Source organism: Streptomyces sp. WAC00040 (assembly GCF_056835925.1).
Genome location: NZ_JAKQZE010000003.1, coordinates 717481 through 743530 on the forward strand (window position 1 = coordinate 717481; position 26050 = coordinate 743530).

The 26050-nt window shown below is 70.4% G+C and carries 22 protein-coding genes; 4 read left to right on the top strand and 18 right to left on the bottom strand.

Translation table 11 applies throughout. From position 1 onward, the window contains the following. Positions 1–158: 158 nt before the first annotated feature. The gene (hisS, locus tag MDN94_RS28690; protein WP_482728781.1) at positions 159–1421 is read right to left on the bottom strand and encodes a histidine--tRNA ligase; all 1263 of its coding nucleotides are present in this window, start codon (positions 1419–1421) and stop codon (positions 159–161) included. 13 nt (positions 1422–1434) lie between these two features. Next, the gene (locus MDN94_RS28695; RefSeq protein WP_005319802.1) at positions 1435–2145 is read right to left on the bottom strand and encodes an MBL fold metallo-hydrolase; all 711 of its coding nucleotides are present in this window, start codon (positions 2143–2145) and stop codon (positions 1435–1437) included. 192 nt (positions 2146–2337) lie between these two features. Between MDN94_RS28695 and MDN94_RS28700 the strand changes: the two genes are divergently transcribed. Next, positions 2338–3120 carry a peptidylprolyl isomerase gene (locus MDN94_RS28700; RefSeq protein ID WP_441265297.1) on the top strand — a complete coding sequence of 261 codons (783 nt, stop codon included), beginning with the start codon at positions 2338–2340 and terminating at the stop codon, positions 3118–3120. Between the two features lie 173 nt (positions 3121–3293). After that, positions 3294–4523 carry a DUF349 domain-containing protein gene (locus MDN94_RS28705; RefSeq protein WP_482728782.1) on the top strand — a complete coding sequence of 410 codons (1230 nt, stop codon included), beginning with the start codon at positions 3294–3296 and terminating at the stop codon, positions 4521–4523. Positions 4524–5067: 544 nt separating this feature from the next. On the opposite strand, the gene MDN94_RS28710 is transcribed toward MDN94_RS28705, so the two are convergent. From MDN94_RS28710 to pgsA, 15 genes are all read right to left on the bottom strand, one after another. After that, positions 5068–7428, bottom strand: coding sequence for a RelA/SpoT family protein (locus MDN94_RS28710; protein ID WP_364594456.1), 2361 nt, complete (start codon positions 7426–7428; stop codon positions 5068–5070). Positions 7429–7742: 314 nt separating this feature from the next. Beyond that, positions 7743–8285, bottom strand: coding sequence for an adenine phosphoribosyltransferase (locus tag MDN94_RS28715; RefSeq protein ID WP_482728783.1), 543 nt, complete (start codon positions 8283–8285; stop codon positions 7743–7745). Then, complete coding sequence (gene secF / locus MDN94_RS28720; RefSeq protein WP_482728784.1) at positions 8285–9385, bottom strand: protein translocase subunit SecF; 1101 nt, start codon at positions 9383–9385, stop codon at positions 8285–8287. Before secF ends, MDN94_RS28715 begins: the two co-directional genes overlap by 1 nt. A 1-nt stretch (position 9386) precedes the next feature. After that, complete coding sequence (secD, locus tag MDN94_RS28725; protein WP_482728785.1) at positions 9387–11168, bottom strand: protein translocase subunit SecD; 1782 nt, start codon at positions 11166–11168, stop codon at positions 9387–9389. A gap of 152 nt (positions 11169–11320) precedes the next feature. Continuing rightward, a complete protein-coding gene (gene yajC / locus MDN94_RS28730) occupies positions 11321–11806 on the bottom strand; it encodes a preprotein translocase subunit YajC (RefSeq protein WP_482728786.1) in 486 nt (161 codons plus the stop codon). Between the two features lie 162 nt (positions 11807–11968). Beyond that, positions 11969–13039, bottom strand: coding sequence for a Holliday junction branch migration DNA helicase RuvB (ruvB, locus tag MDN94_RS28735; protein ID WP_482728787.1), 1071 nt, complete (start codon positions 13037–13039; stop codon positions 11969–11971). 61 nt (positions 13040–13100) lie between these two features. Next, entirely contained in the window at positions 13101–13709 is a 609-nt protein-coding gene (gene ruvA / locus MDN94_RS28740; RefSeq protein ID WP_482728788.1) for a Holliday junction branch migration protein RuvA, read from the bottom strand. Next, a complete protein-coding gene (gene ruvC / locus MDN94_RS28745) occupies positions 13706–14248 on the bottom strand; it encodes a crossover junction endodeoxyribonuclease RuvC (RefSeq protein ID WP_441265307.1) in 543 nt (180 codons plus the stop codon). The genes ruvA and ruvC overlap by 4 nt, the downstream gene beginning before the upstream one ends. A 118-nt stretch (positions 14249–14366) precedes the next feature. After that, entirely contained in the window at positions 14367–15119 is a 753-nt protein-coding gene (locus MDN94_RS28750) for a YebC/PmpR family DNA-binding transcriptional regulator (protein WP_482728789.1), read from the bottom strand. 62 nt (positions 15120–15181) lie between these two features. After that, positions 15182–15772 carry a pyridoxal 5'-phosphate synthase glutaminase subunit PdxT gene (gene pdxT / locus MDN94_RS28755; protein ID WP_453465404.1) on the bottom strand — a complete coding sequence of 197 codons (591 nt, stop codon included), beginning with the start codon at positions 15770–15772 and terminating at the stop codon, positions 15182–15184. After that, the gene (pdxS, locus tag MDN94_RS28760; protein ID WP_189473589.1) at positions 15772–16689 is read right to left on the bottom strand and encodes a pyridoxal 5'-phosphate synthase lyase subunit PdxS; all 918 of its coding nucleotides are present in this window, start codon (positions 16687–16689) and stop codon (positions 15772–15774) included. Before pdxS ends, pdxT begins: the two co-directional genes overlap by 1 nt. 104 nt (positions 16690–16793) lie before the next feature. Then, positions 16794–17288, bottom strand: coding sequence for a hypothetical protein (locus MDN94_RS28765; protein ID WP_482729106.1), 495 nt, complete (start codon positions 17286–17288; stop codon positions 16794–16796). 1055 nt (positions 17289–18343) lie between these two features. After that, complete coding sequence (locus MDN94_RS28770) at positions 18344–19507, bottom strand: glycosyltransferase family 4 protein (RefSeq protein ID WP_482728790.1); 1164 nt, start codon at positions 19505–19507, stop codon at positions 18344–18346. Beyond that, positions 19504–20400 (bottom strand): phosphatidylinositol mannoside acyltransferase, encoded by an 897-nt coding sequence (locus MDN94_RS28775; protein ID WP_482729107.1) that lies wholly within the window; start codon positions 20398–20400, stop codon positions 19504–19506. Before MDN94_RS28775 ends, MDN94_RS28770 begins: the two co-directional genes overlap by 4 nt. Continuing rightward, positions 20400–21065: a phosphatidylinositol phosphate synthase gene (gene pgsA, locus MDN94_RS28780; RefSeq protein WP_482728791.1), complete on the bottom strand. Its 666-nt coding sequence runs from the start codon at positions 21063–21065 to the stop codon at positions 20400–20402. The genes MDN94_RS28775 and pgsA overlap by 1 nt, the downstream gene beginning before the upstream one ends. A gap of 278 nt (positions 21066–21343) precedes the next feature. On the opposite strand from pgsA, the gene MDN94_RS28785 reads away from it, so the two are divergent. Together MDN94_RS28785 and MDN94_RS28790 are read left to right on the top strand one after the other, a co-directional pair. Beyond that, complete coding sequence (locus MDN94_RS28785; protein WP_482729108.1) at positions 21344–23551, top strand: elongation factor G-like protein EF-G2; 2208 nt, start codon at positions 21344–21346, stop codon at positions 23549–23551. A gap of 201 nt (positions 23552–23752) precedes the next feature. Continuing rightward, complete coding sequence (locus MDN94_RS28790; protein ID WP_482728792.1) at positions 23753–25408, top strand: hypothetical protein; 1656 nt, start codon at positions 23753–23755, stop codon at positions 25406–25408. A gap of 3 nt (positions 25409–25411) precedes the next feature. On the opposite strand, the gene MDN94_RS28795 is transcribed toward MDN94_RS28790, so the two are convergent. Beyond that, entirely contained in the window at positions 25412–25975 is a 564-nt protein-coding gene (locus tag MDN94_RS28795) for an HIT family protein (RefSeq protein ID WP_441265419.1), read from the bottom strand. Positions 25976–26050 lie beyond the last annotated feature (75 nt).

The following is a 26050-nucleotide window of genomic DNA, read 5'->3' on the forward strand; positions in this document are numbered from 1 at the left end:
CGGCCATTCTGCCGCACCGGTACGGATCTTCTCCGTTCGATCCGGATAAGGAAGATCCGGACCGGCCGGTCCGCCCGGCCCGCAACAGAGCGGGGGCCCGGGGCAGTTGTCCGCCACGGGCCCCGCGATCGCCGTTGCCGGCCGGACCGCGCGGCGTCTCAGCCGAGCCGGCCGCGCAGCCGGGTGAGGACCTCGGCGACCGGCACCGGCTCCTGCTCGCCCGACTCCATGTCCTTGAGCTGGACCACGCCGTCGGCGAGATCACGCTCGCCGGCGACGATCGCGTACCGGGCACCGCTGCGGTTGGCGTTCTTCATCGCGCCCTTGAGGCCCCTCCCGCCGTACGAGAAATCGGCCGCGACGCCCGCCTTGCGCAGCTCGGTCACGATGCCGAACAGCACGCGCCTCGCCTCGTCGCCCAACGGCACCGCGTACACGCTGGTGGCCGCCGGGGTGTCGAGCTCGATGCCCTCCGCCTGCAGCGCCAGCACGGTGCGGTCCACGCCGAGGGCCCAGCCTACGGACGGCAGCGCGGGGCCGCCGATCATCTCTGACAGGCCGTCGTAGCGGCCGCCGCCGCCCACCGCGGACTGCGAGCCGAGACCGCCGTGCACGAACTCGAAGGTGGTGCGCGTGTAGTAGTCGAGACCGCGGACCAGCTTCTCGTCGTCCTCGAAGGCGACACCGGCCGCGGTGATCAGCGCCCGGACCTCCTCGTGGTACGCCTTGCACGCGTCGCACAGGTAGTCACGCAGCATGGGCGCGCCACCCAGCTGCTTCTGCACCGCGTCGCGCTTGTCGTCGAGGACCCGAAGCGGGTTGATCTCGATACGGCGGCGGGTGTCCTCGTCGAGCTCGAGGTCGCGCAGGAAGGTCTGGAGCGCCTCGCGGTAGACCGGGCGGCACTCCTTGTCGCCGAGCGAGTTGAGCAGGATGCGGAAGTTGCGCAGACCGAGCGACCGGTACGCCTGGTCGGCCAGAATGATCAGCTCGGCGTCCAGCGCCGGGTCCTCGGCACCGATCGCCTCGGCGCCGACCTGGGAGAAGTGGCGGTAGCGGCCGGCCTGCGGGTTTTCGTAGCGGTAGTAGGAGCCGGAGTACCAGAGCTTCACCGGCAGGTTGCCCGCCTTGTGCAAGTTGGCCTGCAGGGCCGCGCGCAGCACGGACGCCGTGCCCTCGGGCCGCAGGGCCAGCTTGTCGCCGCCCTTGGTCTCGAAGGCGTACATCTCCTTGGTCACGATGTCGGTGGATTCACCGACGCCGCGCGCGAACAGCTCGACGTTCTCGAAGCCGGGCGTCTCGATGTAGCCGTAGCCCGAGTTCTTCAGCGGAGTGGAGATCGCGTCACGCACCGCGAGGTACGTCGCGGACCGCGGCGGGATCAGGTCGTACGTGCCCTTGGGGGCCTGGAAGGTATTCACCTGTGGAGTCTCGTCACATTCCTCGTCGGGGAGCGGGCCGACCGCTCCCGAGGCCGGCGGCCACTTCCCGCAGATACGGGTTGGTGGCGCGCTCGCGGCCGATGGTCGTCTGGGGGCCGTGGCCGGACAGCACCACGGTCGAGTCGTCGAGGGGCAGGCACACCCGTGCCAGCGACTCGAGCATCTCGTCCATGTCGCCGCCGGGCAGGTCCGTGCGTCCGATGGAGCCGGCGAACAGCAGGTCGCCCGAGAAGAAGACGGACGGGACGTCCGCCGACTCGGGCATCTTGAAGGTCACCGACCCCTTGGTATGGCCGGGCGCATGCGAGACGGAGAAATCGAGGCCGGCCAGGCTGAGCGCGGCGCCGTCGGTGAGCTCCTTGACGTCGTCGGGCTCCCCGACGGTGAGTTCGCCCATGAGTGGCATCCCGATGGAGCGGCCGAGCGCCTTCTCCGGGTCGCTCATCATGTAGCGGTCCTCGGGGTGGATCCAGGCCGGGACGTCATGGGCGCCGCAGACGGGGACGACGGAGGCGACATGGTCGATGTGCCCATGGGTGAGGACGACGGCGACGGGCTTGAGCCGATGCTTCTTCAGCGCTTCCTCGACGCCTTCGGTGGCCTGGTGGCCCGGGTCGATGATCACGCACTCCTCGCCTGCGGCGGGGGCGACCAGATAGCAGTTGGTCCCCCAGGCCCCGGCGGGGAACCCGGCAATAAGCACGATCGTCCTCAGTTCGGTCGTCGTCGGTCGGCCGCTGCGTGGTTTGCAGTGGATTGCAGCAGATCAGAGCCTACCGGCGCTGCTCATCACACAGCCAACCCGTATACGGTACGGGCAAGCCCGGCGGTCGGCCTCATCCGACGTACGCGCCTTGAACGACCTTCGACCCACGAGTTACAAGGAGAAGACCCGGTGGTCAGCAGCGATCAGCGACGGCGGCAGCTCGCCAGGGAGAAGTTCGAGCGCCAGCAGCAGCGCAGGGAGCAGGCGCGGAAGAAGGCCAAGGTCCGCAACTCCGTGATCGCGGCGGCGCTCGCCGTGGTGCTCGCGGGCGGCGGCGCCGTCTATGCGCTGGGCCTCACCGGGGAGGACAAGAAGGACGACGCCGCGCCGCTCGATCCCCCGCCGAGCGCTTCCCCCTCCGAGAGCAGCACGCCGGCGCCGGCGATGGCGATCGACAAGAAGGCCAAGTACTCGTTCCGGCTGAAGACCGACCAGGGTGACATCGCGATCGCGATGGACGCCGCGAAGACGCCGCACACGGTCAACTCTTTCAAGTCGCTGGCGGACAAGGGCTACTTCGACGGCACGAAGTGTCACCGTCTCACCACGGAGAACATCTTCGTGCTGCAGTGCGGCGACCCGAAGGGCGACGGCACCGGCGGTCCCGGGTACACGATCCCCGACGAGAACCTCGACGCGCTCGGCAAGGCCGGCGCCGACGGCACGGTCACGTTCCCGGCGGGCACGGTCGCGATGGCGAACACCAGTCAGCCCGACTCGGGCGGCAGCCAGTTCTTCCTCGTGTACAAGGACACCAAACTGCCGCCCACCTACACGCCGTTCGGCACCATGGACGGGAAGAGCCTGAAGGCCGTCCAGGACGTGGCGAAGGCCGGGGTCGAGGGCGGCGGCGCGGACGGTCCGCCGAAGAAGGCCGTGACCATCGAGAAGGCCACCGTCCCGAAGGCTTAGCCGGCAATTTCGGCCGCGCTGAGTGCGGACAGCCGGGCGGCCGGTCGCCTAGATTGGGCGTTGTACGGCGCGTGCTGGACGCGCGCCGTGGAGGGCGGGCGAGGCCCGTCCGGGAAACTGTGGACGATGCCCGGGGGAGGAACCCCTCGTCGGCATCAGGTTGAGGAGGCGCTGTGAGCAGCGACCCGTGGGGCCGCGTCGACGAGACGGGCACCGTGTACGTGCGTACTGCCGAGGGCGAGCAGGTCGTCGGATCGTGGCAGGCCGGGACTCCAGAGGAGGCTCTGGCCTACTTCGAGCGCAAGTACGAGGGCCTGGTGGTCGAGATCGGCCTCCTCGAGCGGCGCGTGAAGACCACCGACCTGTCGGCCAAGGACGCCCAGGCCGCCATCGACCATCTGCGTCAGCAGGTGGACGAGCACCACGCGGTGGGCGACCTCCAGGCACTCCGGGTGCGGCTCGACGCACTCGTGGCGACGGTCGAGAAGCGCCGTGAGGAGCGAAAGGCACAGCGGGCGAAGCAGACCGACGAGGCGCGCAAGGCCAAGGAGGCCCTGGTCGCCGAGGCGGAGGAGCTGGCCCAGAGCGAGCAGTGGCGGTCGGCGGGCGAGCGGCTGCGTGCGCTGGTGGACACCTGGAAGGGCCTGCCCCGGCTCGACCGGAAGTCCGACGACGAACTGTGGCACCGGTTCTCGCACGCGCGCTCCGCGTTCTCCAAGCGCCGCAAGGCGCACTTCGCGTCCCTGGACGCGCAGCGCGAGGAGGCGCGCAGGACGAAGGAGAAGCTGGTCGCGGAGGCCGAGGCGCTCTCCGGTTCCACGGACTGGGGTGTCACCGCGGCCCGGTACCGGGACCTGATGGCGCAGTGGAAGGCCGCCGGCCGCGCCCAGCGCGAGGCCGAGGACGATCTGTGGAACCGCTTCCGCGGTGCCCAGGACGTGTTCTTCGCCGCCCGCAGCGGCGTCTTCGCCGAGCGGGACGCCGAGCAGGCGGAGAACCTCAAGCTCAAGGAGGAGCTCGCGGCCGAGGCGGAGAAGCTGGTGCCGGTGCACGACCTGAAGGCCGCCCGTGCCGCCTTCCGTTCGATCAACGAGCGCTGGGAGGCCATCGGACATGTGCCGCGGGACGCCCGTCCCAAGGTCGAGGGCCGGATGCACGCGGTGGAGCGGGCCCTGCAGGAGTCCGAGGAGAACGAGTGGCGCCGGACGAACCCGGAGGCGCGTGCGCGTGCCGAGGGTCTGACGGGCCAGCTCCAGGCGGCCGTCGACAAGCTGCGCGGCCAGATCGACGCGGCCCGCGCGTCGGGCAACAACGCACGGGCCGACAAGCTCGCCAAGGAGCTCGAGGGCCGTCAGGCGCTGCTGGACCAGGCGCTGAAGGGTCTGCACGAGTTCGGGGGCTGAGGCAGTCCGCGTGGAAAGCGGCCCGGAACGCGACGGCGTTCCGGGCCGCTTCCGTCTGCCGTGCCGGCTGTTGCGCACTCGTTCACCCGCCGCCGGGTCGTCCCCGGCTCAGGCGTGCGGCGGGCGGTCTCCGGTACCGCCGCCCCACCCGCGGCGGACGAGGCCGGCCTGTCGTGGAGGCTGTCGAGCGCATGACGGAGCACTTCGCACGCCTGGCTGTGGTTGCACGCGGGTCTGGAGCAGACCGGCCAGGCACCGGCACACAAGAAGCGCCTCGGGCACGAAGCGCTTGCCCGTACGGTGAAGCGTCCCTGCTACGCCCGACCGACCTGAGCAGCCGTGCGAGCTGCAGGCTCAGGGAAATCATCGCCCCTTGGACCTCCGCGTCGATGAGAGGCCCGCAGGAGTGGTGCGGGACGCCTTGGCGCGGGTGCGGACCATGGGCAGGCGCCCGACCCACGCCGGGTACGGCAGCGTGCGAACGCGAAGCCCAGGTCACGCCGAAGGGCCGGTTCCGGGGGAACCGGCCCTTGTCGTCCGCGATCTAAGGCCGCCGCGCCGAGGTCACACGGTAGACGTCGTAGACGCCCTCCACGCCACGAACCGCCTTCAGGACGTGCCCCAGGTGCTTGGGGTCGCCCATCTCGAAGGTGAAGCGCGAGGTGGCCACCCGGTCGCGTGAGGTCTGCACGGCCGCGGAGAGGATGTTGACGTGCTGGTCGGAGAGGACCCGGGTCACGTCGGACAGCAGACGGGAACGGTCGAGTGCCTCGACCTGAATGGCGACGAGGAACACCGACGACTGGGTGGGGGCCCATTCGACGTCGAGGATCCGTTCGGGCTGTTGCGAGAGCGAGTCGACGTTGACGCAGTCCGCGCGGTGCACGGACACGCCGCTGCCGCGGGTGACGAACCCGATGATCGGGTCGCCCGGCACCGGTGTGCAGCAGCGCGCCAGTTTCACCCACACGTCCTCGACGCCCTTGACCACCACTCCCGGGTCGGCGCTCTTGCGGCGCTTGCTGCGGCCGTGGGACGGCGGGGTGGACTCGGCGAGGTCCTCGCTGGCGGCCTCCTCGCCGCCGAGGGCCTGCACCAGCTTCTGCACGACGCCCTGCGCGGCCACATGGCCTTCCCCGATCGCCGCGTACAGCGACGAGATGTCGGGGTAGCGCATCTCGTGGGCGAGGGTGACCAGGGAGTCGCCGGTGAGGATCCGCTGGATCGGCAGGTTCTGCTTGCGCATGGCGCGCGCGATGGCGTCCTTGCCCTGCTCGATGGCCTCGTCGCGGCGCTCCTTGGAGAACCAGGCGCGGATCTTGTTGCGCGCCCTCGGCGACTTGACGAAGCCCAGCCAGTCGCGGGACGGGCCCGCGCCCTCGGCCTTGGAGGTGAAGACCTCCACCAGGTCGCCGTTGTCGAGGGTCGACTCGAGCGGCACGAGACGCCCGTTGACCCGCGCCCCTATGGTGCGGTGACCGACCTCGGTGTGCACCGCGTAGGCGAAGTCGACCGGGGTGGCGCCCGCGGGCAGCGCTATGACGTCGCCCTTGGGCGTGAAGACGAAGACCTCGTTGCGGGAGAGGTCGAAACGCAGCGACTCGAGGAACTCGCCGGGGTCCTCGGTCTCCTTCTGCCAGTCGAGCAACTGCCGCAGCCACGCCATGTCGTTGACGGTGTCCTGGCCGGCCGTGCCCTTGCCCGCCTTGGGGACGTCGGTGCGGATCTTGGAGGCGCCGGCGACGGTCTCCTGCTTGTACTTCCAGTGCGCGGCGATGCCGTACTCGGCGCGGCGGTGCATGTCGAAGGTGCGGATCTGCAGCTCGACGGGCTTGCCGTTCGGCCCGATGACCGTCGTGTGCAGCGACTGGTACATGTTGAACTTGGGCATCGCGATGTAGTCCTTGAACCGCCCCGGAACCGGGTTCCAGCGGGCGTGGACGGTGCCCAGAGCCGCGTAGCAGTCGCGGACCGTGTCGACGAGGACACGGATGCCCACCAGGTCGTAGATCTCCGCGAAGTCCCGGCCGCGGACGATCATCTTCTGGTAGACGCTGTAGTAGTGCTTGGGCCTGCCGGTCACGGTGGCCTTGATGCGGGCGGCGCGCAGATCGGACTGGACCTCGTCGGTCACTATGGCGAGGTACTCGTCGCGCTTGGGCGCCCGCTCGGCGACGAGACGGACGATCTCGTCGTACATCTTGGGGTAGAGGATCGCGAAGGCGAGGTCCTCGAGTTCCCACTTGATGGTGTTCATGCCCAGGCGGTGGGCCAGGGGCGCGTAGATCTCGAGCGTCTCGCGGGCCTTCTTCTCCTGCTTCTCCCGCTTGAGGTAGCGCATGGTGCGCATGTTGTGCAGCCGGTCGGCGAGCTTGATGACCAGGACGCGCGGGTCCTTGGCCATGGCGACGACCATCTTGCGCACGGTCTCTGCCTGGGCGGCCTCACCGAACTTGACCTTGTCGAGCTTGGTGACGCCGTCGACGAGCAGCGCGACCGAGTCGCCGAAGTCACGGCGGAGCTGGTCGAGGCCGTACTCGGTGTCCTCGACCGTGTCGTGCAGAAGCCCGGCCATCAGCGTCGCCGGGTCCATGCCCAGCTCGGCGAGGATCGTGGTGACGGCCAGCGGATGCGTGATGTACGGGTCGCCGCTCTTGCGCTTCTGCCCGCGGTGCCAGCGCTCGGCGACCTGGTAGGCACGCTCGATCTGGCGGAGCGTCGACGTCTCGATCTTGGGGTCGTTGCTGCGCACGATCCGCAGCAGCGGTTCGAGGACCGGGTTGTACGGGGAGGAGCGCTGCACGCCCAGGCGCGCGAGACGCGCGCGTACCCGGTTCGAGGAGCCGCCGGTGCGCGCCGTGCTCGGGGGCAACGGCTTGGGCGCCGTGACGGGGACCTGGCTCACTCGCTCGGGCGCGGCCGGCCCCGGCCTCTCCGCCCGCTCGGGCTCGGGCGTGACAGGAGATGCCGCGGCCTTTTCGGCCTTCTGGTCGGGCTGCGCGGCGGCGGGCTGGGCCTCGTCTGGCAAGAGCGCTCCTCGTGCGGGTCCGGGTCCCCCGGGTCAGGCCCGGAAAGGCCATCGTATCGACCTCTGCCGCCCCGATCGCGCCGGGAGGGGAGGCTGCTCACAACGCGAGACGGGCACCCGGTTGTTCCCGGGTGCCCGTCTCGGCGGGCGAGCGCTCCTGGCTGTCGGTGAATCCGCAGCTCAAAGGCGCGTCAGATGGTGATCAGGGCCTCCAGCGGGGCGCCGGCGAGCGCCGGCTCGAGCCGGGCCCTGCCGCCGAGGAATCCCAGCTCCATCAGGACCGCGACGCCTGCGACCTCGGCTCCGGCCCGGCGGATCAGCTCGAGGGACGCCTCCGCGGTTCCGCCGGTGGCGAGGACGTCGTCGATGACCATGACGCGGTCACCCACGCTGAGGTCCTCGGCGTGCACCTCGATCTCGGCGGTGCCGTACTCCAGCTCGTACGCCTGCGAGAGCGTCGCCCCGGGGAGCTTGCCCGCCTTGCGGACCGGGATGAATCCCATGCCGGCGCGGACGGCGACCGGCGCGGCCAGGATGAAGCCGCGGGCCTCCAGGCCCACGATCTTCGTCGCGCCGTGCCGGACGCAGAACTCGGTGAACGCGTCGGTCAGCGCCGTGAAGGCGACCGGGTCCGCGAGCAGCGGCGTGATGTCCTTGAACATCACCCCCGGCTTCGGATAGTCGGCGACGTCACGGATGCGGCTGAGCAGCAGCTCCTGGGTGCTGAGCGTCATCAGCGCCTGCCCGAGGGGCGGCCGCGGCCACGGCCGCGGGGTCCGACGACCGCGCCGGCGGGCGCCGCGCCGTCCGGCACCGCGTCGTCCGGCGCCTCGCCCTGCTGGTCCTCGCCGGTTTCGCCCCTGGCCTCTGCGGCCGCGCGCTTGGCGAGCACCCGCTTCTTCAGGGCCTTCATCTGCGGGTCGCGTTCCTTGAGGTCGGCGACGAGCGGAGTGGCGATGAAGATCGAGGAGTAGGCACCGGCCGCGAGGCCGACGAACAGCGACAGCGAGATGTCGTTGAGCATGCCGGCGCCGAGGAAGCCGCCGCCGATGAACAGCAGGCCGGCGACCGGCAGCAGCGCGACGACCGTGGTGTTGATGGAACGCACCAGGGTGCTGTTGATGCTGCGGTTGGCGATCTCGCTGTAGGTGAAGCGGGTCTGCTTGGTGATGTCCTTCTGGCCTTCCTTGAGGCTGTCGAAGACGACCACCGTGTCGTACAGCGAGTAACCGAGGATGGTCAGCAGACCGATGACCGTACCGACGGTGACCTCGAACCCGACGAGCGCGTAGATGCCGACCGTGATGGTGATGTCGTGGATCAGCGCGACCAGGGCCGCCACGGCCATCCGCCACTCGAAGGCGATGGCCAGGTAGACCACGACCAGCAGCATGAAGACGGCGAGGCCGGTCCAGGCCTTGTTGGCGATCTGCTCACCCCAGCTGGGGCCCACGAGGTCGGCGTTGATGCTGGCGGCCTCGATGTTCAGGGCCTTGGCGAGCTCCGCCTGGACGCGGTCGGCCTCGGCCGTGTCCACGCCGCTGATCTGGATCCGCAGACCGCCGGTGCCCAGCTCCTGGACGATCGGGATGTGGTCGGAGATCTCCTCGGCCACTTCCGTGGCCTGGCTGACGCTCACGTCCGCCTTCGGGGTCGTGAAGACGGCACCGCCCTTGAACTCGATGCCCATGTTGAGGCCCTGGACGGCGAGGGCGACGATCGCGGTGATCGTGATCAGGATGGAGACGCCGTACCAGACCTTGCGCTTGCCGACGAAGTCGTAACCGACCTCGCCCTGGTAGAGCCTGGCGCCGAGATTGCCGAGTCGCGACATCTCACGCCTCCTTCGGTTCGGTCGTCGGGGCGGTGGTACGGCGCGAACGGCGCAACGGCGGCTTGGCGCCGAGCCGCTTCGGGTCGAGTCCGGACCACGGGTGGCCGCTGGCGAAGAACTTCCGGCGGGCCATGAGCGTCATCACCGGCTTGGTGAAGAAGAAGACCACGACCACGTCGAGCAGGGTGGTCAGACCCAGCGTGAACGCGAAGCCCTGGACCTTTCCGACGGTGACGACGAACAGCACCGCGGCGGCGAGGAACGACACGAAGTCGGAGACCAGGACGGTGCGACGGGCGCGCGGCCAGGCGCGCTCGACGGCGGGGCGCAGGGTGCGTCCTTCCCGGATCTCGTCACGGATGCGTTCGAAGTAGACGATGAACGAGTCGGCGGTGATACCGATGGCGACGATGGCGCCGCAGACCGCCGGCAGGTTCAGCGCGAAGCCGATGGCGGGGCCGAGCAGCGTCATGATCGTGTACGTGAGGATCGCGGAGACGCCGAGGCTGAGCAGAGCGATCAGCGACAGGCCGCGGTAGTAGACGACCAGGTAGATGACGACCAGCGCGAGGCCGATCGCACCGGCGATCAGACCGGCCTTGAGCTGCTCGCCGCCGAGTGCGGCGGTGACGGTGGTGACGCTGTCCTCTTCGAAGGACAGCGGCAGCGCGCCGTAGGACAGGATGTTGCCCAGGTTCTGGGCGGAGTCCTGGTCGAAGTTGCCGGTGATCTCGGCGCTGGCGCTCAGGGTCTGGTTGACCTGCGGGGCCGAGACCACTTCACCGTCGAGGACGATGGCGAACTGGTTCATCGGGGGCTGCTGCTGCGACAGCCGGCTGGTGATCGTCTGGAACTTCTTGGCACCGGCCTCGGTGAAGTCCATCGTGACGATCCACATGCCGCGCTGCTGGTCGAGCTGGCCCTTGGCGTCGTCGACGTCCTTGCCGTTCACCTCGGCGGGACCGAGGATGTACTTCTCCCACTGGCCGGCGCCGTTCTTGCCGCAGGCGACGGTCGGCTCGGTCGGCTTGACGTTGTCGCCGAGCGTGCCGCGGGCCTTGTCGTCGGTGCAGTCCAACGTGGTGAACTGCTTCTCCAGCGCCGCGGTGGCCGGGTCGGCCGACGGGGTCGGCACGGGGCTCTCACCGGGCTTGGGGCTCTCGGACGCCTTGGGCGATCCGGACCCAGACGGGCTGGGGGTGGCGGCCGGGGCCTTGAGGCCCTCGGTGACCGCGCGGCCCTGTGTGGTGGCACTGGGCGACGGCGTGCCGGACGGGGAACCGGACGGCGGGGTGGCCGTCTCCTTGTCCTTGTCGTCCTTGGCCGCACCGCCGGCCGAGGCGCTGGGCGAGGGCTCGGGGGCGGCCGGGCCGCCGGCGGCGACCGTCAGAACGGGCCGGAAGAACAGCTGGGCGGTCGTACCGACCTGCTCACGGGCCTGCTCGGAGTTCGTGCCCTTGGGGATGTTCACAATGATGTGACTGTTGCCCTGGGTCTGAACCTCGGCCTCGGAGACGCCGAGACCGTTGACACGGCGCTCGATGATGCCGACCGCGGTGTTCATGTTGGTCTCGTTGACCGCGTTCTCCTGGCCAGGCTGGTTCTTGGCCTCGAGCGTGATGGTCGTACCGCCCGCCAGATCGATGCCCAGACGCGGCGTGAGCTGACCGGCCCAGAACATCCCGCCCGTGAGCGCGACCATGGCGATCAGGATCAGAGCCAGGGCACGCCCCGGCTTGCCCTGAGCCCCCGCGGGCCTTCGGCCCCTGTTCGGTGCTGCCACCTTCTCGTTTCTCCCTGTCCAACCGCCCACGGCGCAGGGTGTGCGCCCGGGGCGGCCACGAAGTGTTGTGGGGGCCTGCCCCCGCGATCAGTCGGCACGCCCGGGGGACCGCACGGGCGCCTGCCGGCGCCGCCGCGGTCCCCGAATCGTGGCTACTTCGCGTCGGCCTCGCCGTCGGCCTTGCCGTCCTTCGGCTCGGTGCCGTCCTTCTCGGCCGTCTCGCCGCCCTCGGTCTTCTCGGTCTTCTCGGTCTTCTTGCCGAGGTCGAGCTTGGCGTCGTCCGCGCCCTGGTCCGCGTCGTCGGCGGTCAGCGAGGAGGCGTCGTCGGGAACGACGTCGGTGTCGGCCGAAGGGTCGTCGCCGTGGACGATGCGGTTGTACTCCTCGTCGGAGAGCACGGCACCGATCGCGTTCTTCGCGAACACCAGGTGGACGCCGGGAGCGGCTTCGAGGAGGACCGTGTCGTCATTGACCTCCTTGACGGTGGCGTAGAGGCCACCGATGGTCCGCACGCCGGTTCCGGGCTGCATCTGGTCGCGCATGTTGGCGGCCGCCTGCTGCTTCTTCTTGGCGGAGCGGGTCATCAGGAACATGGCCCCGATGAGCACGATGAAGGGGAGGAGGGTCAAGATATCCACGGGGGAATTCCTTCGCATGACCGCGCTGTGTGAGCGGCCGATCTACGGGGGTGGGCACGCCGACCTGTACGGGCGGCATCGGCGGAGTCTAAGCGAGTCCGCATCGATGGAACAACGCCCAGCATCCCACCGTGGTTCCTGGACGTGCGAGTCTCCTCGCCGTCACGTCCCGAACAGACCCTGTTGTCCGCTTGCGCCATGCGCCTGCTGGGGCGGGGTCAGCCCGAGGTGTGTCCACGCGGCGGGCGTGGCCACTCGGCCACGGGGAGTACGGGCCAGCAGTCCCTCCCTGACGAGGAACGGTTCTGCGACCTCCTCGACGGTCTCCCGCTCCTCCCCCACGGCCACTGCCAGCGTCGACAGGCCGACGGGCCCTCCGCCGAACAGCTTGAGCAGAGCCTGCAGCACGGCCCGGTCGAGGCGGTCCAGACCGCGGGTGTCGACCTCGTACACCTGCAGCGCCGCGGCGGCCACCTCGCGGTCGACCCGGCCGTCGGCCTCGACCTGCGCGTAGTCGCGCACACGGCGCAGCAGGCGATTGGCGATACGGGGCGTGCCGCGTGAACGGCCGGCGATCTCCGCGGCGCCGTCGGGGTCGATCTCCACGTCGAGGAGCTGCGCGGACCGGTGGATGACGCGCTCGAGCTCGACCGGCTCGTAGAACTCCATGTGCCCGGTGAAGCCGAACCTGTCCCGGAGCGGCGGCGGCAGCAGACCGGCCCTGGTGGTGGCTCCGACCAGGGTGAACGACGGCAGCTCCAGGGGGATGGCGGTGGCGCCGGGGCCCTTGCCGACGATGACGTCGACCCGGAAGTCCTCCATCGCCATGTACAGCATCTCCTCGGCGGGCCGGGACATCCGGTGGATCTCGTCGAGGAAGAGGACCTCACCCTCCTGGAGGGAGGAGAGGATGGCCGCCAGGTCGCCCGCGTGCTGGATGGCGGGGCCGGAGGTGATGCGGATCGGCGCGTTCATCTCGGACGCGATGATCATCGACAGGGTGGTCTTGCCGAGGCCGGGCGCGCCGGAGAGAAGCACATGGTCCGCTGTGGCGCCGCGCTGCCGGGCGGCCCGCAGGACGAGGTCCAGCTGCTGGCGGACGCGTTCCTGGCCGACGAACTCGTCGAGCGTCTTCGGCCGAAGGGCCGCCTCGACGGCACTGTCCTCGGTGTCGGCGGAGGGCGTGACCAGCCGGGCGTCCGCGGCGGTGGTGGTCTCGTCTTCCCAGTTCACGTGTGTCTGCCTTCTCGGTGGTGGGTGGTGCGGTCAGGGGAAGCGGCCCCTCTCGGAGAGCTCACCGCGCCCGGCTCAGCGACTGGAGCGCAGCCCGCAGCAGCGGGCCCACCTCCGGGGCCGCCCCCATCGCCTCCGCCTGCGGCGCCACCGCGGCGACCGCCTCGTCCGCCTCCCTGGTGGCATAGCCGAGGCCGATCAGGGCGGCGTGCAACTGGTCGCGCCACGAGTGGCTGACCGGGGCGCCGACGGCGGGGCCGGAACCGAGCGGCTCGCCCAGCCGGTCCTTCAGCTCGAGCAGCAGCTTCTGCGCGCCCTTCTTGCCGATACCCGGCACCGCGGTGAGCGCCTTCTCGTCGCCGGTGGCGACGGCGATCCGCAGCGCGTCGGGGCTGTGCACGGCGAGCATGGCCTGCGCCAGCCTCGGTCCGACGCCACTCGCCGTCTGCAGCAGCTCGAACACCTGACGCTCGTCGTCGTCGGCGAAGCCGTACAGCGTGAGCGAGTCCTCACGGACGACGAGCGAGGTGGCGAGCTTCGCGTCCTGACCGACCCGCAGCTCGGAGAGGGTGTTCGGGGTGCACTGGACGGCCATGCCGATGCCGCCGACCTCGATCACCGCGGTGGTCGGTGCGAGCGCGGCGACGGGGCCGCTCACGAAGGCGATCATGCGGTACGTCCTTTCGATGCGTACGTCGTGCGGTGCGCGGCGACGGCTTGCTGGAGGCGGTTCTGTGCGGGGGCGCGCCAGATGTGGCAGATGGCGAGGGCGAGGGCGTCCGCGGCGTCGGCCGGCCTGGGCGGTGCGTCGAGCCGCAGCAACCGGGTCACCATCGCGCCGACCTGCGCCTTGTCGGCCCGGCCGCTGCCGGTGACGGCGGCCTTGACCTCGCTGGGCGTGTGGAGGGCCACGGGGATGCCGCGCCGTGACGCGCACAGCATGGCGACGGCGCTGGCCTGGGCGGTGCCCATCACCGTGCGCACATTGTGCTGGCTGAACACCCGCTCCACGGCCACGAATTCGGGCCGGTGCTCGTCGAGCCACTGCTCGATGCCCTGCTCGATGGCGACGAGCCGGGCGCCCAGCTCGGCGTCCGGCGGGGTCCGCACGACTCCCACTCCGCGCATAGTCAGCGGACGGCCCGCGACGCCCTCGACCACGCCCACGCCGCACCGGGTCAGCCCCGGGTCCACGCCCAGTACGCGCACGCGCCCCTCCCCATCGTTCATCTGTTTGTGCAGGCTATCGGCTGCCACCGACAGAGCACGGACGGGCCGACGGGAGCGTGTCCCGTCGGCCCGTCCGTGGGTGCCGTATGACTGTGCGTCAGGCGTCGACCTTCTCCATGACGTCGTCGGAGACGTCGAAGTTGGCGAAGACGTTCTGCACGTCGTCGCTGTCCTCGAGCGCGTCGATGAGCTTGAAGATCTTGCGCGCGCCCTCTTCGTCCAGCTCGACCTGCATGGTCGGGACGAAGTTGGCCTCGGCCGAGTCGTAGTCGATGCCGTTCTCCTGGAGGGCGGTGCGGACCGCGACCAGGTCGGTGGCCTCGCTGAGCACCTCGAACGACTCACCGAGGTCGTTGACCTCCTCCGCGCCGGCGTCGAGAACCGCTCCGAGGACGTCGTCCTCGGTCAGCTCGCCCTTGGGGACGATCACGACGCCCTTGCGGTTGAAGAGGTAGGACACCGAACCGGGGTCGGCCATGGAACCGCCGTTGCGGGTCATGGCGACACGGACGTCGGAGGCGGCACGGTTGCGGTTGTCGGTGAGGCACTCGATGAGCACCGCGACACCGTTCGGACCGTAACCCTCGTACATGATCGTCTCGTAGTCGACGCCGCCGGCCTCGAGACCGCCGCCGCGCTTGACCGCGGAGTCGATGTTCTTGTTGGGCACGGAGCTCTTCTTGGCCTTCTGAATGGCGTCGAAGAGCGTCGGGTTGCCGTCGATGTCGGCGCCGCCGGTACGGGCCGCCACCTCGATGTTCTTGATCAGCTTCGCGAAGAGCTTGCCGCGCTTGGCATCGATCACGGCCTTCTTGTGCTTCGTCGTAGCCCATTTAGAGTGGCCGGACATCTGCCTGTCTCCTTCGCGTAACCCTTTACTGAACGAACCCCAGAGATCCTACCGGGATCCCGTCAGGCCCTATCGCGCACCATGTCCACGAAAAGCGCGTGTACCCGGTGGTCGCCCGTCAGTTCGGGGTGGAAGGACGTCGCCAGCGCGTTGCCCTGGCGTACGGCGACGATGTGCCCGTCGTGCTCCGCCAGCACCTCGACCTCCGCGCCGACCGACTCGACCCACGGGGCGCGGATGAAGACGCCCTCGACCGGGTCGCCCTCCACACCCTTGATCGCGACAGCCGCCTCGAAGGACTCGTTCTGCCGCCCGAAGGCGTTACGGCGGACGATCATGTCGATGCCGCCGAACGTCTCCTGACCCGAGCGCGGGTCGAGGATCTTGTCCGCGAGCATGATCAGACCGGCGCAGGTGCCGTACACGGGCATGCCCGCACGCAGCCGCTCGCGCAGCGGCTCCATCAGACCGAACAGCACGGCCAGCTTGGAGATGGTGGTGGACTCGCCGCCCGGGATCACCAGGGCGTCGATCTCCGCCAGTTCCTCGGGGCGCCGGACCGGCCTGGCCACGGCGTCGGCCGCGGCCAGGGCGATCAGGTGCTCCCGTACGTCGCCCTGGAGCGCCAGGACACCGATCACGGGAGTCGTCATCACCAGCCCCGGTTGGCGTAGCGCTCGGCCTCGGGCAGGGTGTCGCAGTTGATGCCGACCATGGCCTCGCCCAGGTTGCGGGACGCGTCGGCGATGATCTTCGGGTCGTCGTAGAAGGTCGTGGCCTTCACGATGGCGGCGGCGCGCTTCGCCGGGTCGCCCGACTTGAAGATGCCCGAGCCGACGAAGACGCCCTCGGCACCGAGCTGGCGCATCAGCGCGGCGTCCGCGGGGGTGGCCACACCGCCGGCGGAGAACAGCACGACCGGCAGCTTGCCGAGCTCGGAGACCTCCTTGACCAGCTCGTACGGGGCGCGGAGCTCCTTGGCGGCGGCGTACAGCTCGTTGTTGTCGAAGCCGCGCAGCTTGGCGATCTCGTTCTTGATCTGGCGCAGGTGGCGGACGGCCTCGACGACGTTGCCGGTGCCGGCCTCGCCCTTGGAGCGGATCATGGCCGCCCCCTCCGCGATGCGGCGCAGGGCCTCACCGAGGTTGGTGGCGCCGCACACGAACGGCGTGGTGAACGCCCACTTGTCGCTGTGGTTGACCTCGTCGGCCGGGGTCAGCACCTCGGACTCGTCGATGTAGTCGACGCCGAGCGACTGCAGGACCTGGGCCTCGACGAAGTGGCCGATACGGGACTTGGCCATCACCGGGATGGAGACCGCGTCGATGATCTCCTCGATCATGTTCGGGTCGGACATCCTGGCCACGCCGCCGTCCTTGCGGATGTCGGCGGGCACGCGCTCCAGGGCCATGACGGCGACGGCGCCGGCGTCCTCGGCGATCTTCGCCTGCTCGGCGTTGACCACGTCCATGATCACGCCGCCCTTGAGCTGCTCGGCCATGCCGCGCTTGACGCGAGAGGTGCCGATCGCCGAAGAGTCAGCGGTCTGCGGGAGGGGGCTGGTGGACACGGGGACCTCACTCGATGACGACGTTGCGATGCGTCACCGATGGAACATCCACCGACCAGGCCACTGCAAGGGCCAATGGAAAGCCGGTGGATCGTTTTCGCCGGTCAGGTGGGCCGGTCCGCCAGTGCTGCGGGCGGTTCGTCATCCATTTCGAAGGCCAGCGGGAACGGGGCATGGCCCGCCAGCCGGAACCACCGGACCGTCCGGTGCCGTCGCAGGGCGCGCGCCGCACGCACGGAGTCGTTGTGAAAACGACGCGCCATCGGCACCCGGCGCACCGCCTGCGCGAGCTCCCCGGCGGTCTCCTCGCCGCCAGGCACCTGACGCACCGCCTCGACCTGCTCCTGCGCGCCGAACACGGCCCGCAGCGCTGCACTCAACTCGCTCTCGGCGACCTCACGTTGCTCCTCCTCGGCCTGACGGGCCTCGTGGGCGGCCTCGTACAGCACGATCGACGCGGCGGGATCGAGCACGCCGGAGGTCGCGAGCTCCTGCGCGACGGAGGCCCGCCGCAGAAGTTGGGCGTCGAGCGCTGCACGGGCGGCGTCGATCCGCGTGTGCAGCCGATCGAGCCGCCCGGCGGTCCAGCTGAGGTACATGCCGATGGCGACGAGGGCCACGACGATCCAGATCAGGGTGCTCACGGGCGGCAAGGCTACCGGGCCCTCGGTGGGCGCCCGCGCGACGCTTCCCGCTGCGGCCCCCTCCCCCGCCCCTTCCCGAACCGGGGCAGGCCCCGGGCCCCGTGCGGGCCGACGCCCGCACCCCTCCCCGCCGGCGGACGGAATGTGCGGGTCGAACGCCCCTCACCACCCCTGCGCGACCCGCCCCCATACCGCTGCGCGGAGCGTTTCCAAAGCCCTGCCCCTTCCCAAAACCGGGGCAGGCCCAGGACCCATGGGGGCTGCCGTCCCCGCCCCCTCCCGGGAAGGAATGGTGCCGGCCGGCGCCCCCGCGTCCCGTACTGCCCTTGCGCGGCCCGGTCGTGGCCCCGGCCCTTGCCGCTGGGCGGGGTTCTTTCCCCCACCCCACTTTCCGAAACCGCGGCAAGCCCCGAGCCCCACGGGGTGCCGCCCCCTGCCCCGTCCGGGAGGGAGGAAGTTTCGGTGGGGCTGACGCCCTCCAGGACGGCAGCTTCGCGCCGCAAGACGTCCGACCGGCACGCCTGGCACCAACGACACCCACCGTCCCCGGCCGAGAGTGCGCCCGCACGACCCGACAACCACCGGCCGGTCCGGGCGGCGCGCGGGAGGGGGCGGGTCGAGGATGGAGGTGTCCGGAAGCGAAGCGTCACAACTCGCGCGAAGCGCGCCGAGGACAGCCATTCCGCCCCTCCGAAGCTCCCCACCCACCGGCGCAGCCCCGCCCCGCACCCGGCGCAACGCAACGGGGGCCGGGCCACGCCCTGCGGAGGGCGACACACGCACCCGGGCCACACCACGCAAGGGCCCAACGCAGCCGCACGGCCCGCTGTACCGGGACCACCACGCTCACCACCGGCCCCTGCCCGGATCCGCCCCGCAGGGGCGCGACGGCTACCGGGCAACGCCCCGCACGGGCACGACACCCACACGGCCGGAAGCCACCCCCGCAGGGGCGACACGAACCGGTACCGGGATACACCCGGGATCTCTGCGCGCAGCCCGCGGAGCGATCAGTCGCGTGCCGCCAGCCCGAAGCGTGCCCGTAGCCCCGTGCGTTCGTCCGCCGCCACCGATGCCGCCCCGTCCGTCACGGTCTCGTACACCGCGAGGATGTCCGCGCCGACCGTCGACCAGTCGAACCTCCGCACGTGCGCGCTGCCCCGCGCCCGGAGTTCCGCCCGCCCCTCGGGGTCGCGCAGCAGCGCGACCGCGGCGGCCGCCAGCGCGTCCGCGTCCTCGTTGGCGAAGAGCCGGCCGGCGGCGCCCTGGTCGAGTACCTGGGCGAACGCGTCGAGGTCGGCTGCGAGCACCGGCGCGCCCGCCGACATGGCCTCGACGAGGATGATCCCGAAGCTCTCGCCGCCGGTGTTGGGCGCCACGTACACGTCGACGCTGCGCAGCAGCCGCGCCTTGTCCTCGTCGCTGACCATGCCGAGGAACTCGACCTGGGAGCGCATGGCGGCCGGCAGGGTCGCGACGGCCTCTTCCTCGTCTCCGCGTCCGGCGACCAACAGCCGTGTGCCGGGGCACTGTTCCAGGATCGTCGGGAGGGCCTTCATCAGGACCGGCAGCCCCTTGCGGGGTTCGTCGATGCGGCCGATGAAGCCGATCGTGTTCCCCTGCCATTCCTTCTTCGGCTCGGCCTTCTCGAAGAAGCCCACGTCGACGCCGTTGGGGATGACGACGGCGTCGCCGCCGAGGTGCTCGACGAGCGTCCGCCGCGCGTACTCGCTGACGGCGATGCGCGCGCTGATCTTCTCCAGCGCCGGCTGGAGGATCGGATACGCGGCGATCATGGCGCGGGAGCGCGGATTCGAGGTGTGGAACGTGGCCACGATGGGGCCTTGGGCCGCCCAGCACGAGAGCAGCCCCAGCGAGGGTGACGCGGGCTCGTGGATGTGGATCACGTCGAAGGTGCCGTCGTGCAGCCAGCGCCGTACCCGGGCCGCGGAGAGGAAGCCGAAGTTCAGCCGTGCCACGGAGCCGTTGTACGGGACGGGCACGGCCCGTCCGGCCGAGACGACGTACGGCGGCAGCGGGGTCTCGTCGTCGGCGGGGGCGAGCACGGACACGTCGTGGCCGAGCCGGATCAGATGCTCGGCGAGGTCGCGGATGTGGAACTGCACACCGCCGGGTACGTCCCACGAGTACGGGCAGACGATGCCGATCTTCACGCCCGGCGCTCCTCGAGGTCCGCGAGCCACAGCCTTTGCAACATGTGCCAGTCCTCCGGGTGTTCGGCAATGCCGGTGGCGTAGGCATCGGCCAGCGCCTGTGTCATGGAGGACGTCTTCTCGGCGCGCGTACCTGTCTCCGGTACGTCGACGGGAGCGTGGACCCGCCCGTGCATGAAGGGCTCCTCGCCGTACCAGAGGGTCACGGGCAGCAGCAGGGCCCCGGTCTGCTGCGCGAGCAGCGCCGGTCCGGCCGGCATGCGTGCCGGCTCACCGAAGTACTTGACCTCGACCCCGGATGCCGACAGATCGCGGTCGGCGACGAGGCAGACGAGGCCGCCGGCGCGCAGCCGGCGCGCGAGGGTGCCGAAGGCCGCGCCACCCGAGTGGGGAAGGACCTCCATGCCGAGGCTCTCGCGGTACGCGACGAACCGGTCGTACAGCGACTCGGGCCGAAGCCGTTCGGCGACGGTGGTGAAGGGCACCCCGAGGGCCCTGGTCACCCATACCCCGGCGAGGTCCCAGTTGGCCAGGTGCGGCAGGGCGAGGATCACGCCCCGTCCGGAGGCGAGGCCGTCGGTCAGGTGGTGCAGGTCCTGGATCTCGACGCTGCGTGCGACGCGTTCCTTGCTCCAGACCGGCAGACGGAACGATTCCATCCAGTAGCGCATGTAGGAGCGCATGCCGGCCTTGGACAGCTCCATGAGCCGCTCGGGGGAGGCGTCGGGTACGACCCTGGCGAGGTTGGCCTCGAGCCGCAGCACGCCCTTGCCGCGCCGCTTCCAGGCGGTGTCCGCGATGGTGCGGCCGAGGCGTGCGGCCATCGGCTCCGGCATCTTCTTGACGGCACTCCAGCCGAGCCCGTAGAGGGCGTCCGTCAGCTTGTCCCGCATCATGACGCCTCCGCCCCGCTTCCCTGTGCCGCCGCGGCGTCGGCCTCCGCCGACTCGCGCCGTACGGTGACGACACGCTGACCGAGCGTCACGAGACTGCCCACGGCGACGATCCACAGCGCGATCGGCAGCAGGATGTCGACACCGGGGACGCCGAAGCCGTGCAGGCCCGCGAGGCCCGCCGCGACCAGCGAGATCACGAGCCGCTCCGCCCGCTCCACGAGCCCGTTGACGGCCACCGGGAGGCCGATCGACTCTCCGCGTGCCTTGGTGTACGAGACGACCTGGCCGCTGGCCAGGCAGAAGATGGCCACCGCGCACAGCACGTTGTCGTCGCCGCCGCCGGCGTACCAGAGCGCGAAGCCGCCGAAGATCGCACCGTCGGCGACCCGGTCCAGCGTCGAGTCGAGGAAGGCGCCCCACCGGCTCGAAATCCCCGCCTGGCGCGCCATGTTGCCGTCGACCAGGTCGGAGAAGACGAACAGCGTGATGACGATCGTGCCCCAGAAGAATTCTCCGCGGGGGAAGAAGACCAGTGCTCCCGCCATCACTCCGGCCGTGCCGATGAGAGTCACCGCGTCGGGGCTGACCCGGCGGCGGAGCAGAAACGCGGCGAACGGTGTGAGGACACGCGTGAAGAATGCACGCGCGTACTTGTTCAGCATGGCCTTCCCGAGGGTTCGGTGGGCCGCGTGGCCCCTACGGCCACCGGCTGGCCCATCGTAGCCAGGACCGTACGGGCGCAGCGCCGCGCACCCGTCCCGGGAGGCGGCGTCCGACGTATGGACGCACAGTGACGGGAGTGGAAAGCTCGAAAGACCACCGCGGGCAACGCCGGAGCTGCCCCGGACGCCCTTCGGGACGCCTTCATGGCTCCCCCGCCGCCCGCGGCTTCCTTCCCTCGCCGTGCAATCGAGCCGTGAATCGATCGGGAGGCAAGATCATGGGCGACAAGGCGCATGCACACCACCCCGGGGCCGCCGGCAGAGCAGTAACGGCCGACCGCCCCGCATCCGTACGGAATGTGGTGCTGGTCGGCCACAGCGGATCAGGCAAGACGACCCTCGTGGAGGCGCTGGCGCAGACCGCGGGAGCGGTCAACCGGGCCGGCCGGGTCGAGGACGGCACGACCGTCTCCGACCACGACGAGATCGAGCACCGCCAGCAACGCTCCGTACAGCTCTCGCTCGTTCCCCTCGAATGGGGCGGGTGCAAGATCAACCTGCTGGACACCCCCGGATACGCCGACTTCGTCGGCGAGCTGCGGGCCGGCCTGCGGGCCGCGGACGCGGCCCTGTTCGTCGTCTCCGCCGCACAGGAGGCGGAGGCCGTGGCCGGCGCGACCCGCATGGTCTGGGAGGAGTGCGCCGCGGTCGGCATGCCACGCGCGATCGTCGTGACACACCTGGAGACCGCGCGCACCGGCTTCGACGAGCTCACCGCCGTCTGCGCCGGCATCTTCGGCGGCGACGACCCGGACGCCGTGCTGCCGCTGTACCTGCCGCAGTACGGACCACAGCACGCGGACGGGCACGCGCCCGTCACCGGCCTGGTCGGCCTGCTCACCCAGAAGATCTTCGACTACTCGTCCGGCGAGCGGAAGGAGAACCCGCCGGACGCCGAGCAGACGCCGTTGATCGAGGAGGCCCGCGGCCGCCTGATCGAAGGGATCATCGCCGAGAGCGAGGACGAGACCCTCATGGACCGCTATCTCGGCGGGGAGGAGATCGACCTCAAGACGCTCATCGACGACCTGGAGAAGGCCGTCGCGCGCGGCACCTTCCATCCCGTCCTCGCCGCCGCGCCCGCAGGGAACGGCGCCAAGCAGGGCCTCGGCACCGTCGAACTGCTCGATCTGATCACCGCCGGCTTCCCCACACCCCTCGAGTCCGAACCGCCGGTGGTCACCACCCCCGACGGCGCACCGGGCCCGCGGATCACCTGCGATCCGAACGGCCCGCTCGTGGCCGAGGTCGTCAAGACGGCGTCCGACCCCTACGTGGGCCGGATATCGCTGGTCCGCGTCTTCTCCGGCACGCTGCGGCCCGACGACACGGTCCACGTGTCGGGGCACGGGCTCGCCGACCGGGGCCACGAGGACCACGACGTCGACGAACGCGTCGGCGCCCTGTCCGCCCCCTTCGGCAAACAGCAGCGGCCCCTCCCCCACGCCATCGCCGGCGACATGGCCTGCGTCGCGAAACTGTCCCGGGCGGAGACCGGCGACACGCTCTCCGCCAAGGACCGGCCGCTCCTGATGGAGCCGTGGGCCATGCCCGACCCGCTGCTCCCGCTGGCCATCCAGGCCCACAGCAAGGCGGACGAGGACAAGCTCTCCCAGGGGCTGTCCCGCCTGGTCGCGGAGGATCCGACGATGCGGCTCGAGCAGAACCAGGACACCCACCAGGTCGTCCTGTGGTGCCTCGGCGAGGCGCACGCCGATGTCGCCCTGGAACGGCTCCGCAATCGGTACGGCGTGCAGGTCGACACCGTGCCGTACAAGGTGTCGCTCCGGGAGACGTTCAGCGACAGCTCCGCGGGCCGGGGCCGCCACGTCAAGCAGTCGGGCGGACACGGCCAGTACGCGATCTGCGAGATCGATGTCGATCCGCTGCCCCCGGGCTCCGGGATCGAGTTCGTCGACAAGGTCGTCGGCGGCGCGGTACCGCGCCAGTTCATCCCCTCCGTCGAGAAGGGTGTACGCGCCCAGGCCGCCCGCGGTGTCGCCGCCGGCTACCCCCTGGTCGACGTGCGGATCACCCTGCGCGACGGCAAGGCGCACTCCGTCGACTCCTCCGACGCCGCCTTCCAGACGGCCGGAGCCCTCGCCCTGCGCGAGGCCGCCGCGGACACCCGTATCAACCTGCTCGAACCGGTCGCCGAACTACAGGTCCTCGTCTCCGACGAATACGTCGGACCGGTCATGAGCGACCTGTCCGGCCGCCGCGGCAGAGTCATCGGCACGGAGCAGACGCCCGGCTCCCGCACCCTCGTTCGCGCGGAGGTGCCGGAACTGGAGATCGGCAGATACGCCGTGGACCTCCGCTCCATCTCCCACGGCACCGGCCGGTTCAGCCGCCGCTACGCCCGGCACGAACCGATGCCCCAGCAGGTCGCCGACAAGGTGCGCGAACAGACGAACGGCGCCTGACGGCCCGCCTCTTCACCCCGCCGCCCGCCCGGAGGCCGGCCTCGGCCGCCGGGCGGGCGGACGGCCGAACGCGCCCTTATCCGAGGGCCGCAGCCTCGATAGGCTGACCGCACCGACTGGGCTGCCCAGCTCAGAAGGTGTGCGGGGCACGGTAGTTGGGAACAGGCCGCAGTGCGGAAGCACGCGGCGATGGGGGCGGTAGTGGCCAACGACGTATTCGATTTCACGCCCGGGGCGCAGGTCCCGCTCATGGGGGCGGCCGGACAGACCGCGGCGACGCACGCCCTCGCATCGGCCGCCTACCGGGACACAGAGCTCAAGGAGATCCTCAAAGCCAACAGCGAGTGGCACAAGTCCGAGGTGAAACCGGGAAAGATCTCGCTCTTCGAACCCAACCTCGGAGAAGCCTTCTCCCGGGCCGTCCAGGTCCGGATGCTCGGCGGCGCCCGCAAGGCCCTCATCCAGTCCTTCGGCACCGAACCCCAGTCCGTCGTCGAACACTGCCTGGCCGCCAACCGCCTGCGCCGCGAACGCGACGGCAGACTCACCGCCGTGATGGCCGTGTGCGGACTGCTCTTCCTGCCCGGCCTTCTCCTGTGGCTGGGCGTCTTCCAGCTGCGCCGTACCCTCGCCGGCTCACAGAACAAGCGCGCCGGCGCCCTCGGCAGCCTGCTGCTGGCGGCGATCGGCATCCTCGCCGTGATCTTCCTCGTCCGGCTTCCCTTCGGCGGCTTCTGGGCGTACTACATCCGCGCGATGCTCGTCGCACCGGTCCTCGGCTGGTTCCTCGCCAAACGCATCTGCGAGTCGTCCGCCAAGGACATGCGCGCCCGCTGGGACGCCCTCCTCTCCGGCGGCGGCATCGGCGCCAAGGTGCCGGAGGCGGTTCCGGGGAATCCGGGCGACGCGGCCCGCGAACAGCTCCGCCAGGGACTGGAGAAGCTCACCGCCGAGCAGCAGTCCAATGTCGTCTTCTACGCCGGCCCCAAGGGCATACTCGGCATGGGGACCCGCTGGGGCAGCTGGCAGATGGCGGAGGAGCTCGTCTCCCACGACCCGGCCAAGGAGATCAACCAGTTCCGCAGCTGGGACGTCATACGGGCCATCCACGACAAGCTCAAGCTCCTGGAACGCGGCCCGCTGAACTCCGGCGGCTTCCCGCCCCCCTCGGTCAAGCACTGGATCGTCTCCCCCGTCGGCGAGAACGCCGCCGCCGTCGCCCGGCCGGAGGGCCAGGAGGTCGAGACCTTCCAGATCAAGGGCCACGAGATACAGCGCATCTGCAACCACCAGCAGTTCGGCAGCGGCAACCGCCACTACCTGGGCGTGCAGTTCACCCTCTGGGACGGCCAGCTGGTCATCACCATGCTGATCACCGTCACCGTGCTCCACGAGACGCTGCGTGTCGAGGTCACCGGCCACGCGCTCGGCCCCGTGCACTCCCTGTTCACCACGAAGCCGGAGCCCAAGACGGTCACCGTCAGCAAGACCGTCCGGTTCTGGGAGACCGTGGACCGGGTGCTGCCCCTCGTGGACGCCAAGGAGGTCGTCCGCCTCGCCGTGCGGGCCCCCTTCACCTGGTACCCGCCGCTGCTCGACTTCCTCGGCGGCCAACTGGTACTGCCCGAGCCCTTCGGCCTGCGGCACGCCTGGGCGGAGAAGCCATGGCGCCACCGGTTCATGGCCGACGACGCGATGCGCGCCGCCGCACCGGTGCTGCGCGTGGCGCACGCGGCCGCGCTGAAGGTCCTCGAGGACAACGGCGTCGACACCTCGAAGTTCGGCAACCGCGCCACCGTCGTCAGCGGCTTCGTCCAGGACCCGACGCCCGGCAAGGCGGACGTCTACGACGCGTGAGCGTCAGCCCTTCGGCCAGTGCTCGGCGAGCATCCTGCGGGTGTCGCCGAGCAGTTGGGGCAGCACCTTGGTGTTGCCGATGACCGGCATGAAGTTGGTGTCACCGCCCCAGCGGGGCACGATGTGCTGATGCAGATGGGCGGCGATGCCGGCGCCCGCCGCGGAGCCCTGGTTCAGGCCGATGTTGAACCCGTGCGCGCCGGATGCCGCGCGCAGCGCGGTCATCGCCTGCTTGGTCAGCTTGGCGAGCTCGGCGGTCTCGGCGTCGTCCAGGTCCGTGTAGTCGGCGACGTGGCGGAACGGGACGATCATGAGATGCCCGCCGTTGTACGGGTAGAGGTTGAGCACGGCGTAGACGCGCTCACCACGGGCGATGACCAGGCCGTCCTCGTCGCTCTTGGAGGGAATCGAGCAGAACGGGCAGCCGTCTCCGGAACCGGGACCCGTGGGCTTGTTCTCGCCCTGGATGTAAGCCATCCGATGGGGCGTCCACAGTCGCTGGAACGCGTCAGGCGTCCCGACTCCGATCTGCTGCTCCGGCTGCTCTGTCGTCATGCGGGCCAGCATATTCGGCGCTGCTCGCGGCATGCGGCGAGGGTCTTTCGAAATGCGAGGCCCCAGGGGCGGCCCCGGGAAGGGACC

What these genes read in the sequence shown, in the direction of transcription:
- MDN94_RS28715 (WP_482728783.1), bottom strand. Translation starts at nt 8,285, where the DNA reads ATGACGCTCAGCACCCAGGAGCTGCTGCTCAGCCGCATCCGTGACGTC.
- secF (WP_482728784.1), bottom strand. Translation starts at nt 9,385, where the DNA reads ATGTCGCGACTCGGCAATCTCGGCGCCAGGCTCTACCAGGGCGAGGTC.
- ruvA (WP_482728788.1), bottom strand. Translation starts at nt 13,709, where the DNA reads ATGATCGCCTTCGTGAGCGGCCCCGTCGCCGCGCTCGCACCGACCACC.
- MDN94_RS28750 (WP_482728789.1), bottom strand. Translation starts at nt 15,119, where the DNA reads ATGTCCGGCCACTCTAAATGGGCTACGACGAAGCACAAGAAGGCCGTG.
- pdxT (WP_453465404.1), bottom strand. Translation starts at nt 15,772, where the DNA reads ATGACGACTCCCGTGATCGGTGTCCTGGCGCTCCAGGGCGACGTACGG.
- MDN94_RS28765 (WP_482729106.1), bottom strand. Translation starts at nt 17,288, where the DNA reads ATGTACCTCAGCTGGACCGCCGGGCGGCTCGATCGGCTGCACACGCGG.
- MDN94_RS28775 (WP_482729107.1), bottom strand. Translation starts at nt 20,400, where the DNA reads ATGCGGGACAAGCTGACGGACGCCCTCTACGGGCTCGGCTGGAGTGCC.
- pgsA (WP_482728791.1), bottom strand. Translation starts at nt 21,065, where the DNA reads ATGCTGAACAAGTACGCGCGTGCATTCTTCACGCGTGTCCTCACACCG.
- MDN94_RS28785 (WP_482729108.1), top strand. Translation starts at nt 21,344, where the DNA reads ATGGGCGACAAGGCGCATGCACACCACCCCGGGGCCGCCGGCAGAGCA.
- MDN94_RS28795 (WP_441265419.1), bottom strand. Translation starts at nt 25,975, where the DNA reads ATGCTGGCCCGCATGACGACAGAGCAGCCGGAGCAGCAGATCGGAGTC.